The organism is Pseudomonas paraveronii (assembly GCF_963681955.1).
Classification (GTDB): Bacteria; Pseudomonadota; Gammaproteobacteria; order Pseudomonadales; family Pseudomonadaceae; genus Aquipseudomonas; species Aquipseudomonas paraveronii.
In genome coordinates this window covers 5,094,674-5,106,745 of record NZ_OY817130.1, presented here as the reverse complement: position 1 = coordinate 5,106,745, position 12,072 = coordinate 5,094,674, and the positions used below count along the sequence as shown (strand labels likewise).

At 58.0% G+C, this 12,072-nt stretch carries 12 protein-coding genes; 6 read left to right on the top strand and 6 right to left on the bottom strand.

Annotation, left to right across the window (positions count from 1 at the left end; genetic code table 11):
* Positions 1 to 450: 450 nt before the first annotated feature.
* The 4 genes from U5A08_RS23570 to U5A08_RS23555 form a co-directional block, all read right to left on the bottom strand.
* Complete coding sequence (locus U5A08_RS23570; protein ID WP_177033629.1) at positions 451 to 1,467, bottom strand: IS110 family RNA-guided transposase; 1,017 nt, start codon at positions 1,465 to 1,467, stop codon at positions 451 to 453.
* A gap of 400 nt (positions 1,468 to 1,867) precedes the next feature.
* A complete protein-coding gene (locus tag U5A08_RS23565; RefSeq protein WP_253398475.1) occupies positions 1,868 to 2,446 on the bottom strand; it encodes a cob(I)yrinic acid a,c-diamide adenosyltransferase in 579 nt (192 codons plus the stop codon).
* Positions 2,447 to 2,448: 2 nt separating this feature from the next.
* A complete protein-coding gene (locus U5A08_RS23560) occupies positions 2,449 to 4,485 on the bottom strand; it encodes a sensor histidine kinase (RefSeq protein WP_253398473.1) in 2,037 nt (678 codons plus the stop codon).
* Between the two features lie 46 nt (positions 4,486 to 4,531).
* Entirely contained in the window at positions 4,532 to 5,449 is a 918-nt protein-coding gene (locus U5A08_RS23555; protein ID WP_253398471.1) for a putative 2-dehydropantoate 2-reductase, read from the bottom strand.
* Positions 5,450 to 5,572: 123 nt separating this feature from the next.
* Between U5A08_RS23555 and U5A08_RS23550 the strand changes: the two genes are divergently transcribed.
* Positions 5,573 to 6,058, top strand: coding sequence for a YajQ family cyclic di-GMP-binding protein (locus tag U5A08_RS23550; RefSeq protein WP_247401629.1), 486 nt, complete (start codon positions 5,573 to 5,575; stop codon positions 6,056 to 6,058).
* Positions 6,059 to 6,193: 135 nt separating this feature from the next.
* On the top strand, positions 6,194 to 7,036 hold the full coding sequence (locus U5A08_RS23545) for a mechanosensitive ion channel family protein (RefSeq protein WP_253398469.1): 843 nt from the start codon (positions 6,194 to 6,196) through the stop codon (positions 7,034 to 7,036).
* Between the two features lie 191 nt (positions 7,037 to 7,227).
* Here the strand turns inward: U5A08_RS23545 and U5A08_RS23540 are convergent, their stop codons facing one another.
* On the bottom strand, positions 7,228 to 8,526 hold the full coding sequence (locus U5A08_RS23540) for an OprD family porin (RefSeq protein ID WP_253398467.1): 1,299 nt from the start codon (positions 8,524 to 8,526) through the stop codon (positions 7,228 to 7,230).
* A 743-nt stretch (positions 8,527 to 9,269) separates the two neighbouring features.
* Here U5A08_RS23540 and U5A08_RS23535 point away from each other — a divergent pair.
* Both U5A08_RS23535 and U5A08_RS23530 read left to right on the top strand, forming a co-directional pair.
* Positions 9,270 to 9,695, top strand: coding sequence for an HIT domain-containing protein (locus U5A08_RS23535; protein ID WP_321848831.1), 426 nt, complete (start codon positions 9,270 to 9,272; stop codon positions 9,693 to 9,695).
* A 3-nt stretch (positions 9,696 to 9,698) separates the two neighbouring features.
* Positions 9,699 to 9,905 carry a SlyX family protein gene (locus U5A08_RS23530; RefSeq protein WP_321848829.1) on the top strand — a complete coding sequence of 69 codons (207 nt, stop codon included), beginning with the start codon at positions 9,699 to 9,701 and terminating at the stop codon, positions 9,903 to 9,905.
* A 70-nt stretch (positions 9,906 to 9,975) separates the two neighbouring features.
* On the opposite strand, the gene U5A08_RS23525 is transcribed toward U5A08_RS23530, so the two are convergent.
* Positions 9,976 to 10,578: a cold-shock protein gene (locus U5A08_RS23525; RefSeq protein ID WP_276194623.1), complete on the bottom strand. Its 603-nt coding sequence runs from the start codon at positions 10,576 to 10,578 to the stop codon at positions 9,976 to 9,978.
* Between the two features lie 427 nt (positions 10,579 to 11,005).
* On the opposite strand from U5A08_RS23525, the gene U5A08_RS23520 reads away from it, so the two are divergent.
* Both U5A08_RS23520 and U5A08_RS23515 read left to right on the top strand, forming a co-directional pair.
* Positions 11,006 to 11,479 carry a Dps family protein gene (locus U5A08_RS23520; RefSeq protein WP_104902566.1) on the top strand — a complete coding sequence of 158 codons (474 nt, stop codon included), beginning with the start codon at positions 11,006 to 11,008 and terminating at the stop codon, positions 11,477 to 11,479.
* A gap of 181 nt (positions 11,480 to 11,660) precedes the next feature.
* Positions 11,661 to 12,002, top strand: a complete 342-nt coding sequence (locus U5A08_RS23515; RefSeq protein WP_247401619.1) for a ribbon-helix-helix domain-containing protein — start codon at positions 11,661 to 11,663, stop codon at positions 12,000 to 12,002.
* The last annotated feature ends 70 nt before the right edge of the window (positions 12,003 to 12,072 follow it).

Sequence of the window (12,072 nt, the reverse complement as noted above, 5' to 3'; positions counted from 1 at the left end):
ACTATCTAACTGATGCCCCGCGACCTAAATGTGGGAGGGGCGGTGCGACGATTCGACTTGCCCCCGATGGCGGCCTGACAGCCGACCAGGATGTTGGATCAGACCGAGTACATATCCGTTGCTGCGGTAACGGCGGCTATTGATTCCGCTCTTACAGCGGCTCACTTTTGGAAAGGCCGGAATGCCGGCCCAGCCAAAAGTAAGCAAATGTATGGTCAGCCCACCTTTTGCTATCCAGTCACGATGAACGGTAAATCAGGCTTGCGCTAATGTATCCGGGCTCCTTGTGAGCGCGGTTACGCGTTCGGCCCTTGATGAGTATTCGCTCCTGCCTGTCCTTAAAAGCGCTTCAGCTTCGAAAGCTATTTTGCTTATCAGGTTCTCAGCCAGGGTATCTGCCGTTTATCGCCATCAATTACTGACGTCGCAAAAGCCGGTGGTAAAGCTGGGTCACACGGTGAAATGCCCGTTGTAGGTGCCACCTTTGGTCAGCAGCGCCCAGACAATCCTGGCCATTTTATTAGCCAGCGCACAGGCAACTTTGTTAAGCGGTTTCCGAGCCAGTAGGTTTCTGGCCCAGACTCCAAGGGCGTCGTTTCGCTTATCGATTCGATAAAGCAGGGTTTGGGCGCCCTGCATCAGCAAGGTTCTCAAATACCGATCCCCGCGCTTGCTGATACCCAGGAGCGTGGTTTGCCCTCCGGTTGAGTATTGCCGTGGCACCAGCCCCAACGAAGCCGAAAAATCTCGGGACGATTTATATATCGAAGCGTCCCCGACATCGGCCACCAGCGCGCTAGCGATGAGGGGGCCTATGCCGGGGATGCTCTGTAATCTTTTGCCAGCGTCACTCCCGTTCACCTGCTGCTTGATCTCGATATCCAGTGCTTTGATTTCGCTGGTCAATTGACGAATGTCATCAAGCATCCGACTAATAGCCTGCCGCAGGCGCAGCGGTAGATTGTGCTCTTCCATCAATGCAGGAACCCGATCCAGCGCGGCATAGCCAGCGGGAAAGATAACGCCAAACTCCAGTAAGAACCCGTGCACCTGGTTGATCACTCCAGTGCGCCGACTCACCAGTGATTTACGCAGTTTATGCACGGTCGACAACACCTGCTGATCAACCGACTTGACCTGTACAGAGCGCGTTCTGGGACGTGATGCGGCCTCACAGATAGCCTCGGCATCAATGAAGTCGTTCTTGTTGCCGGTGACGTAAGCCTTCACATGCTGCGGCGCTATCAGTTGGACCTGATGACCGAGCTTGGTGATTTCTCTGGCAAGAAACTGTGACCCGCCACAGGATTCCATGGCGACTTTGCAGGGGGGCATTTGTGCAAGTAATGGCAGCAACTGGCTTCGATTGAGCTTCTTGCGCAGTACCTGATGGCCTTGTGCGTCCTGGCCGTGTAAGTGGAAGCTGTTCTTGCCAATGTCGATGCCTAGAAGCGTTACGCTGTTCATGAGAAAACCTCCTCAGGAAAAGTGAGAACCTCAGTAGTGTAGACCTGAGGTTCTCGCCGGGCTGACCATCTCATTAGGCCTTCGCCCCACCACTCGGCACCTCGCCTAGGCTCGGTGCGCCCGGAATCCGACATTGATTTGGGCGGCTAAACCGGCATCCCTGCCGGTTCACCCCCCAATCAATATCGAATTCCGGCCAGCGTGGTTTAACGGGGCGCCTGAGATCAAAAGCAAAATCAAGAGCGGCTCGCTTCGCATCGTGGTTACCGTTGGCTGCTACAAAGTTGTGTAGATACCTATGCTCATCGCGGGCAAGTCCACTCCCACATTGGAAGGTGTTCACAAATCCAAATGTGGGAGGGGGCTTGCCCCCGATGGCGCCAGACCAGGCGCCGAATAATCAGTGGGGCTTCGACGCCGCCTGCCACAAAATCTCCGCAACACCCTGGCGCTTGGCTATCACCCGCGCCGCCACAAACAGCAAATCCGACAGCCGGTTGATATACGCCAAACTCACCCCTTCCAACGGTTCAAGCGCATTCAGGTGCTGACAGCGTCGCTCCGCACTGCGCGCCGCGCTACGGCATACATGGGCCTGGGCGATCAGTGCTGAGCCACCGGGCAAGATGAAGTTCTCCAGCGACCCGACCTCTTCGTTCCAGCGATCAATCGCTGCTTCCAACCGATCAACTTCTGCCGCGTTCAGTGCCTTGTACTCTGGCATCGCCAACTCGCCGCCCAGATCGAACAATCGATGCTGGCAAGGTGTAAGCACCTCGATGACGTCTTGTAAGCCTGGATGCTGCCCGCCGAGTGCTTCGAGATAAGCCAGCAGTAACCCCAACTGGCTATTCAGCGTATCGACTTCGCCGATGGCCTCCACCCGTGGGTGGTCCTTGGGCACGCGGCGGCCGTCGCCGAGGCCGGTTTCGCCCTGGTCGCCGGTACGGGTGTAAATCTTCGACAGGCGAAAGCCCATGGTCAGTGCTCCAGTTGGGTAAGTTCAGCGGGGGGCAATTGGCTGCCGGCCAGGGGCAGGCGCAAGGTAAAGCAGGTGCCTTGGCCCAGGGTGGAATGCACTTCCATCTGCCCTTTGTGGTTGTTGGTGATGATGAAGTACGACACCGACAGCCCCAGCCCGGTGCCCTGGCCGATTTCCTTGGTGGTGAAGAACGGCTCGAAGGTACGTTTACGCACGTTCTCGCTCATGCCGATGCCGTTGTCTTCGACCTGGATCTCCGCCCAGGGCGGGTTGAGGCGGGTGCGCAGGATGATGCGCCCCGGCTCACGGTCGTCTTCGCGCTGGTGAATGGCCTGCGCCGCGTTTTTCAGCAGGTTGAGCAGCACTTGTTCCAACTCGTTGGCGGTGCCCGGCACCGGGCCGAGCTGTGGGTCAAACTGGCGGATGATCGCCTGGCCTTTGAAGTCGAAGCCGATGGCCAGGTCAAAATCGTTGCCGGCGATTTCCACCGCCTGGTCGATCAACGCTGGCAAATCACAAGGGGCCATCTGCCGGTTGCTGAGGCGACTGAAACTGAGCATGTGGGTGACGATTTTCGCCGCCCGTGCGCCGGCCTGCTGGATACCGTCGAGCAATTGCGGGACTTCGCGGCTTTGCAGGTAGCGGTTGACCGTCTGCAGTTCGATGCCCACCTGTTCGGCGTGTTCCTGGTTCTTGGGCAGGTCGGGGGACAGGCGGCGGCGGATGTTCTGCACGTTATGCAGGATCGCCCCCAGTGGGTTGTTGATTTCATGGGCCATGCCTGCGGCAAGGCCGCCGACGGAGAGCATTTTCTCCGACTGCACCATCATTTCTTCCAGGGACAGGCGCTGGGTGATGTCATCGATCCGGATCACCACACCGCGCCCGGCACCGCCCATCAGCGGATAGAACGTCAGGGCGTAATGCTTGGGCTCATCGTCCTTGACCCAGGTGACGCGCTCGATGCGCTCCACCGTGTGTTGCTCGACCGTGGCCTTGATCTGCGGCAGGTAGGGCTTGAGCGGTTGGAAGGCGAGGAAGATCGGCTGGTTCAGCGCTTCATCCAGCCGCGTGCCGGAAAGCGCAGTGGCTTCCTGGTTCCACTGGGTGACATAGAGCTGCTCATCCAGGGCGATCAGCGCCGAGGGCATCGAGTCGATAATGCTGTTCAGATAGTTCTGGAAACCGGTGAGTTTTTTCTCGATCTTGCTACGAACCTGGACTTCCAGCTCCAGCTTGCGGTTGGTATGGCGGGTCTCTTCGGCCAGACCCTGTGCTTGGTCGTAAGCCGCCTGAGCCTCATCGCGCGCCCGCTTGAGCTGCTGCTCGCGGGCCTCGATACGCGACAACATGGTGTTGAAGGCCTCTGCCAGGCTGCCAATTTCGTCACGGTTTCCACGGCCGGCGCGCAGGGCGTAGTTCTCTTCGCGGGTGACCTGGCGCGAGAGCTCTTCCAGCTCATGGATCGGCCGGGTGATCAGGCGTTTGATCTGCCGGGCGATGACCAGCCACAGCAGCACGCTGAAAATCAGGATGCCCAGGCTGGCTGTCAACGTGCCGGTGTAGAACGCCACCGGTAACTCACTGCTGGCGACCAGCAATAAATGCCCGGAAGGCTGGCCGGGGCGGGGCAGGGTGATGACCTGGTTGCTGCGAAACTCGGTGACGCGCCAGGCCTCGATATGCCGGTAGTTGTCCGGCAGATGCAGGCGGTCGCCGTGTTGCATCTGCGCCAGGCGATTGCCCTCCGCGTCGTACAACGCGGCGGCGCGCAGCGGCGAATAGCTGGTCAGCTCATTGAGCAGGGCGTCGGCCTTGTCGGGCGACTCAAGGGCTTCGGCGGCGAGCGCCGGGTTGGACACCAGTCGACCGATCGCCTGCAGCGCCTGGGGCGCCATGCTCTCCTGGGAGATCCAGTAGGCGGCACTGATAAAAGTCAGGTTGGCCACCAGCAATACGGTGGTCAGCAGCACCAACAGGGCGGCCAGCAGTTTCTGCCCTACCGGTAGGTTTTCAAGACGCTGGCGCAGTGGCATCAGGGGTTTCACAGGTAATAGACGAGTAGGCAGGGTAGCGCGTGCCTCAGTCGCTGGGCAATCCGCGTGCAATCAGTTGGTCGACGAGGCGCGTCTGCACCTGTTGCAGATGCGGCAGCGTCAACCGGTGCCGAGCGGCGGCTTTGCAGGCATAGCCCAGCAGGTAGCTGATTTCGGTGCGCCGCGCACTGGCCACGTCCTGGAACATCGAGGAGTAATTGGCCGCCGTGGCCTGGATCACCCGTTCCACTTCCGTGTGCAGGTCCTGCGCTGCTGCTGGCTGGCCGCAGCATTCCAGCAACTCGGCCAGTTCGGCGCATAGGGTCGCGACTTCACACTGATGGGCTTGCAGGCCGCCATTGCAGCATTGGTACAGCACGGTCAGCGGGTTGATGGCGCAATTGAGTGCGAGCTTGCGCCATAGGCGCGTAAGAATGTCGCTGCTCCATTCGTGAGGAATGCCCGCGGCGCACAAGTCGTCCAGCCACAGCGGGGCAGTGGGGTGACTGGCGTCCCCCAGCCAGGTATAGCCGTGGCCGGCAAACACCACGCGCCAATCGCCGTCGCGAAATGCGCCTTCGGTGCTGGAGGCAAAAATGCAGCGGGCCTGAGGTAACTGCGCGGCGACGGCGTCCTGGCTGCCCAGGCCGTTTTGCAGCAGGATCAATTCGGCGCCCGGTGCGAGACGCGGTTGCAGTTGTGCGACTGCGCTTTGAGCGTCGTAGGCTTTGCACGCCACCAGTAAGCGATGAATCGGCTCGGGGCTGTCGGGTGTTTCGCCGAGTATCGGATAAGTGTGCGCTACGCCGTGCTCCACCAGGGTCAGCCCGCTGGCTGTCTGATAGCTGGCCAGGCGTGCCGCATCACGCAGGATCAGCTTCACCGGCACGCCGGCACGGGCCAGGCGGGTGGCCCACAGCGTGCCAAGGCTGCCGGCGCCGAGAATATGCCAGGTGGTCGACATCAGTTTGTGCTCCGTAGGGTCGCTCACAGCGAATAGGGCGAAAGAACCGCTATAATGCTCCGGCATTTTAGCTTGGGCGCGCTCCATCTCTACTGAGCCCGCCCCTTATATTGGAGAAATGACATGCCTTCGTTCGACGTGGTATCCGAACTGGACAAACACGAAGTCACCAACGCCGTCGAGAACGCCGTCAAGGAGCTGGACCGTCGCTATGACTTGAAAGGCAAGGGCAGTTTCGAATTCAAGGAAAAGGAACTGACCGTCAACCTGACCGCTGAAGCCGATTTCCAACTGGAAGCGATGATCGAGATCCTCAAGCTGGCCCTGGTCAAGCGCAAGATCGACGCACAGTGCCTTGAAGTCAAGGACGCCTACGCGTCCGGCAAGTTGATGAAGCAGGAGGCCGTCCTCAAGGAAGGCATCGACAAGGAGCTGGCGAAGAAGATCGTGGCCCATATCAAGGATGCCAAGCTGAAAGTCCAGGCCGCCATCCAGGGTGAACAGGTGCGCGTCACCGGCAAGAAGCGTGATGACCTGCAAGAAGCCATCGCGTCCCTGCGCGCCAAGACCTTCGACATGCCGCTGCAGTTCAATAACTTCCGCGACTGATGGCATTTTGGGGAACCTGAGGACGTTTTTGACGTCCCACGCCCCAGAAACCGCGCCTCACATTGAGCCCTTCCGGGCTCAATTGCGTAATGGGCACTCAATAACGCCGCACACCCGGTAAACAGGAGCATGTAGATGGATTTGAACGCTGAAGTGGATCACCTGATCAAGACCTCAGAATCGTGGTTGCCGATGATCATGGAATACGGCAGCCGGTTTTTGCTGGCAGTGGTCACCCTGGCCATCGGTTGGTGGCTGATCAACGTATTGACCCACCGTGTGGGACGTTTGCTGGCCCTGCGTAACGCCGACCTGGCGCTGCAACACTTCATTACCAGCCTGGCGAACATTGCGCTCAAGGTCATGCTGGTGGTCAACGTGGCCTCCATGATCGGTGTAGCCACCACCTCGTTCGTGGCCGCGATCGGTGCCGCCACCCTGGCCATCGGCCTGGCACTGCAAGGCAGCCTGGCGAACTTCGCCGGCGGCGTGCTGATTCTGTTGTTCCGCCCGTTCCGTATTGGTGACTGGATCGAAGCCCAGGGCACGTCCGGCACCGTCGACAGCATCCAGATCTTCCACACCGTGCTGCGCACCGGTGACAACAAGACCGTGATCATCCCTAATGGCAGCCTGTCTAACGGGCTCATCACCAACACCAACCGTCAGCCGACCCGCAAGGTGGTGTTCGATGTGGGGGTGGACTACGAGGCCGACCTGCAGAAAGCCCGCGAAGTGTTGCTGGAACTGGCGAAAGACCCGCGTGTATTGGCTGATCCGGCGGCAGTGGCCGTGGTTTCGACCTTGGGCGATAGTTCGATCACGGTGTCTTTGCGGTGCTGGACCCAGACGGCGGATTATTGGGACGTGATGTTCATGTTCAATGAACTGGCACGTGATCGTTTGAAAGCGGCGGGGATCGATATTCCATTTCCGCAGCGGGTTATTCGCGTGATGCAGGAAACAGCGGCGAAGTAATGAAAGGCATTTGCACTTAACTTGGCTGACAGGTCAGGTTAAGTGCGCGAGCGTTAATCTCGTTAGTTAGCTTGCTAGATATTTTGCTGCTGAAATAATACTGCAATAAAAAAGCCGCTCCCTTGCATGCAAGGGAGCGGCTTTTCATTTAAGGCCGAAGCCTTAAGTCATCGTTGTAATCGAACGGGCAATTACAAGATGTTCAGCGGGTATTGCGCGATCAGACGCAGTTCGTCGATAGACGACGAACCGTAGTACACGCCGTCAGACGAACGATAGGTGGCTTGACGGACGCGCAGGCTCAGGTCTTTTGCTGGGCCGCTCTGGATCACGTATTTTGCTTCGATGTCGCGTTCCCACTCTTTGCCGTTCGACGTGGTGCCAGTGTTGGCGCCGCTACCGTTGACGTAACGAGTCATGAAGCTCAGGCCTGGCACGCCGAAGGTGGCCATGTTCAGGTCGTAGCGAGCTTGCCAGGATTTCTCGTCTTCAGCGTTGAAGTCGGAACGGGCGATGGAGTTGGCCAGGAAAATCGTGCCGCCGCCGTCTACGCCGTAACCGTAGTCACCGTCACCGCTAACTTTCTGGTAAGCGAGGGTAAAGGTGTGAGCCTGGTAGGTGTAAGCGCCTTGCAGGCTGTAGGCACGGTTATCCAGCTTGGTGGTGTTGTCTTTTTCTGCGCGTTGCAGACCGGCACCGTCGCTTTTGGTGCTGTAGATGTTGAAGTCTACGGCCAGGGACTGATCAGCGCTCAGCGCGTGGGTCCAGTTCACGTTGGCGTAAAGTTTCTTCCAGTAGTCTTCTACTTTCGAGTAGTAGAGGCTGGTAGTGAACTCTGGCGTCCAGGCGTAAACACCGCCCAGGAAGTTGGCATCACGCAGGCCACGGCCGGTAATCGGCTCGGAGCTGGAGATACTGTCCTTGTAGGTATGGTCTTGAGCGACGATCGAGGTGAAGTGACCGGCTTCAAGCTTCAGGTCTTTGATCTCGTTGCTGGTGATCGAGATACCTTGCGGCAACTCAGGCAGCAAGCGGCTGTCATCAGAGGCGAATACAGGCGCTGTGGTGTATTGATCGCCGGCTTTCAGCACGGTATTGGAGACGCGGAATTTAACTGCGGCGCCGCCTTTGGAGTAGTCGTCTTGCGAACGACCATCCGAACCTGTTGGGAACAGACCAGTGCCAGCACGGCCCTTGCCGCTATCGAGCTTGAGGCCCAGCAGGCCGATGGCGTCGACGCCGACACCGATGGTGCCTTGGGTAAAGCCCGATTGGTACAGACCGTTGAAACCAAGACCGGTTTCTTCGCTGCGGCTTTGGCCGGAGTCATTGTTGCGTTTGTCGCGGCTGAAATACAGCGCACGGGTATTGATACTGAAAGTGCTGTCTTCAACGAAGCCCTTGGCATCGTCTTGGGCAGACGCCATTGCGAACTGCGAGGTGCCTGCTGAAACAGCCAGGGCGATCATGCTCCACTTCATCACGCGCATCGTGATTTGCTCCTTTGGTTTTAGGAAGAGTACTGCCGTCCCACCTGTATTTTTATCTGGGCGGCTCTTTCTTTTTTTGTGTCCGCGTAAAGTTATATCACGCTGACTCTAATGACGATACTTACCCATCTTTCCTTTCAGCTTCTTTACGAGGCTGTCGTAAATTGCTAGATCCGTGTCGCAAATCCACAGTCCGAATGCAACCGGACTGACAACTTCAATGCTCTTTTCAAACCCCTTTCATAGTTTGAATGCGTCCTTGTTCCGCATTGACTCGCTGCTGTTCTTATCGCGAAACACCCGCTTCCTGAAGGGTGCCGTTGCCGACGATGTGGGTGTGAATGCAACAAGCGCGCCCAAACCGGTAACTGAATGTCACTTTTTCGTGAAAAGCCTTGCTGCGCTGTAAAAAACCTATAAGCACGGGCTTTTTACGCCGTTTTGTTTGCTCTTGACGGCCATGCATTCTCTTGCTCCGGTGGTGCATGAATCCCGTGCCAGAGAGAAACGTTACCGATTCACCCTCATGGGTGGGTACTTGGCGGATCTCTTTGATGCACGGGTGGGTCATTTTGGTGCATCCCGGTGAGGCCCGAGTTAGCGTAGCTCAATTATCCGCCTGCCTCGAAAGGGGGCAGGTTTTTTATCGGGATGTGCGTTGGCTTCTGCATTCGAAGTGAAGCCGCAAGCGTTCGAAGGTATGCTGGGCTCCAGAATCTGACCTGCCGAACGGAGTGCCCGCGGTGTTCGCCTTAGATCAACGCCTGCAACAAGACACACTGGCCATCGGGGACTTCCCGTTGTGCCGCCTGCTGCTGTCCAATGACTCGAATTACCCCTGGTACATTCTGGTGCCGCGTATCAACGGTATCAGCGAAGTGTTTCAACTGGGTGTCGCAGATCAACAGAAGCTGTGGGAAGAAACCACGGCCCTGGCGCAATTGCTGAGCGAAGGCTTAGTGGCCGACAAGATGAACATCGGCGCGCTGGGGAATGTTGTCAGCCAGTTGCATGTGCATGTGATCGTGCGCAAACGCGACGACATTGCCTGGCCTGCGCCAGTTTGGGGCAAGCACCCGGCGCGGCCGTATACGGAAGAACAAGTGGCTGCCATTCGTGCGCGGTTGCGCGAGCTGTTGCCTGCCGACTTCATCTTTACCCAGGACTGAACCATGGATCTGCAAGACCGCGTGACCGACCTGGAAAGCCGCCTGGCCTTTCAGGACGACACCATCGAAACCCTCAACGATATCCTGGTCACCCAGCAGCGGGCGGTCGAACGCCTGCAACTGCAGATGACTGCGCTGCTCAAGCGCCAGGAAGAAATGGGCGGCCAGTTCGAGTCGTCCGAAGAAGACGCGCCGCCGCCTCACTATTAATAGCCGCGCCATAAAAAACCGCGATCCAGCCTGCGCCGGATCGCGGTTTTTTTTACTGCTTAGCCTGGAATCAGCGACGCGGCAAGGCGGCGATCACGTCTTCGGCTTGCAGGCCTTTGTCGCGGTTCATGACGGAGAATTCCACACGCTGGCCTTCGACCAGAACGCGATGGCCTTCGCCACGGATGGCCCGGAAGTGGACGAAGATATCGTCGCCCGAATCGCGGGAAATAAAGCCGAAGCCTTTGGACGTGTTGAACCACTTGACGGTCCCGGTATCCCGATTGGTCATGTCGTAGTTTTGCGACGCGGCCGTAGGGGACGAACGGTAGAAGCTGATGGCCAGGTGAAGAACGATGGCGACCAGCGCAATCACCAGGCTGAGCAGGATGGCCGGGTGGCCGCCGACTTCAGGCATGGGCGCCAGGAGGGTGAGGGTTTGTACGACAACAGTCAGCACCAGCAGCGCACTGACCAGGTTTTGCAGTTGATGACGCGTGCCTTTGTTCCAGTAAGGAATCACTGGTGCCAGCGTCAGGTTGAGAAGGCCGAACAAGGCCAGGTACAGAGCGTCATGTTGTTGCAGGTAAGGCAGGCTTTCAGGCTGCAGGCTCGGGATAAAGGACAGCAGCAAAGCTGCAACGCCCGTTAGCAGGTGGACGATTTTCAACATTTTGATTAACTCACGTTAAGACGGATCACAAGGAAGAGCTGACTGGCACGGTTCGCTTCTGAACAATGGGAGGCGTTGAGCACGTGCGCGGGTATCAGCCTATGCGCTGGCCGAAGAAAATAACGACAGCGACACGCTGCCTATTTAACAGCAAAGGCTGTGCCTACTCAAATCAAGCATTTCCGGGCGTTGCAAGGGGGCAGGGCATTTCTGCGTCAAACGCTTGTCCTAGACAGTTGCAGGCGTTTTGCCTGCTGTCGGGAAACTTCCTATAGCGCCCAAAGCCTTCACCGTCGCGGGCCAGCAAGGCCAAGCAGGGCGATTTGCCGCACGTCGCCTCGGTGCGTCGGGCTGCACACGGTGAGTACTCTTGCTAGAGTGGTCCGGCACCTGATCAATGAATGCTGTTCAATTGAAGGGGATAAACATGGCAATCGATATCGGTATCAGTGAAGAAGATCGCAAATCCATCGTCGACGGGCTTTCGCGTCTGCTTTCCGATACCTATGTGCTGTACCTGAAGACCCACAATTTCCACTGGAACGTCACGGGCCCCATGTTTCGCACGCTGCACTTGATGTTCGAAGAGCAGTACAACGAACTGGCGCTGGCGGTGGACCTGATAGCCGAGCGAATTCGTGCCCTGGGCTTCCCGGCGCCGGGTGCCTATTCGATCTATGCGCGTCTGTCTTCGATCAAGGAAGAAGAGGGCGTGCCCAGCGCTGAAGAGATGATCAAACAGTTGGTGGCGGGCCAGGAGGCGGTTACGCGCACCGCGCGCGGCATTTTTCCACTGCTCGATAAGGTCAGCGATGAACCGACGGCCGACCTGTTGACCCAGCGTATGCAAGTTCACGAAAAAACCGCGTGGATGCTGCGTTCCCTGCTCGAAAGCAAGTAGACGTCGACCCCGGGTGGCGCCGTCCTGGCGCCGCTCGCTTGTTTCTCCGTGTTTCCTGGCGTTGTCCTACGACTATCAACTCCCCGTCTTCTGGCTGCCTCCGTCCTCCTGCTGTTTGATAGGCCCACCGTCCAATGGGAGAAACCCATGGACCGCTGTTTGGCAATGGAGTGTCGGCTGTATGTCACGTGGAGTGGGTAGTAGAGTGATGGAGACCTGTGGTTTTCAAAAGATAAACGTCGATCCCTTTGTCAAAGGGTTCGATATGGGGCTGGCGCGGCCGCTGTCCCGATCGGTAAGGCTCAATGGGTTTTCCACTTGCCTGCGGCTGGAACAGATCTACTGGAATATCCTCACGGAAATAGCCAGGCTCAATGCCTGTTCAGTCAGTGCGTTGTTGTCTTATGTCGATCGGGAAGTGCATTTGCGCTATGGCGGCGTGAAGAACTTCAGCGGGCTGGTCCGAGTGGTGTGCGTGGTTCACGTATTGAAAGGCCGTGCTTGCCTGTCAAACCCTGAGTAATCCGGAGGTTCCGGGGCCGGCCCAACGTGCACGCGGGCCGGGCCTCGGGCAGAAAGCCGGCTGCGCTGCC

Coding starts and splice junctions, on each gene's coding strand:
- U5A08_RS23560 (WP_253398473.1), bottom strand. CDS start 4,485: ATGCCACTGCGCCAGCGTCTTGAAAACCTACCGGTAGGGCAGAAACTG.
- U5A08_RS23550 (WP_247401629.1), top strand. CDS start 5,573: ATGCCTTCGTTCGACGTGGTATCCGAACTGGACAAACACGAAGTCACC.
- U5A08_RS23555 (WP_253398471.1), bottom strand. CDS start 5,449: ATGTCGACCACCTGGCATATTCTCGGCGCCGGCAGCCTTGGCACGCTG.
- U5A08_RS23565 (WP_253398475.1), bottom strand. CDS start 2,446: ATGGGCTTTCGCCTGTCGAAGATTTACACCCGTACCGGCGACCAGGGC.
- U5A08_RS23570 (WP_177033629.1), bottom strand. CDS start 1,467: ATGAACAGCGTAACGCTTCTAGGCATCGACATTGGCAAGAACAGCTTC.
- U5A08_RS23530 (WP_321848829.1), top strand. CDS start 9,699: ATGGATCTGCAAGACCGCGTGACCGACCTGGAAAGCCGCCTGGCCTTT.
- U5A08_RS23520 (WP_104902566.1), top strand. CDS start 11,006: ATGGCAATCGATATCGGTATCAGTGAAGAAGATCGCAAATCCATCGTC.
- U5A08_RS23525 (WP_276194623.1), bottom strand. CDS start 10,578: ATGTTGAAAATCGTCCACCTGCTAACGGGCGTTGCAGCTTTGCTGCTG.
- U5A08_RS23540 (WP_253398467.1), bottom strand. CDS start 8,526: ATGCGCGTGATGAAGTGGAGCATGATCGCCCTGGCTGTTTCAGCAGGC.
- U5A08_RS23515 (WP_247401619.1), top strand. CDS start 11,661: ATGTCACGTGGAGTGGGTAGTAGAGTGATGGAGACCTGTGGTTTTCAA.
- U5A08_RS23545 (WP_253398469.1), top strand. CDS start 6,194: ATGGATTTGAACGCTGAAGTGGATCACCTGATCAAGACCTCAGAATCG.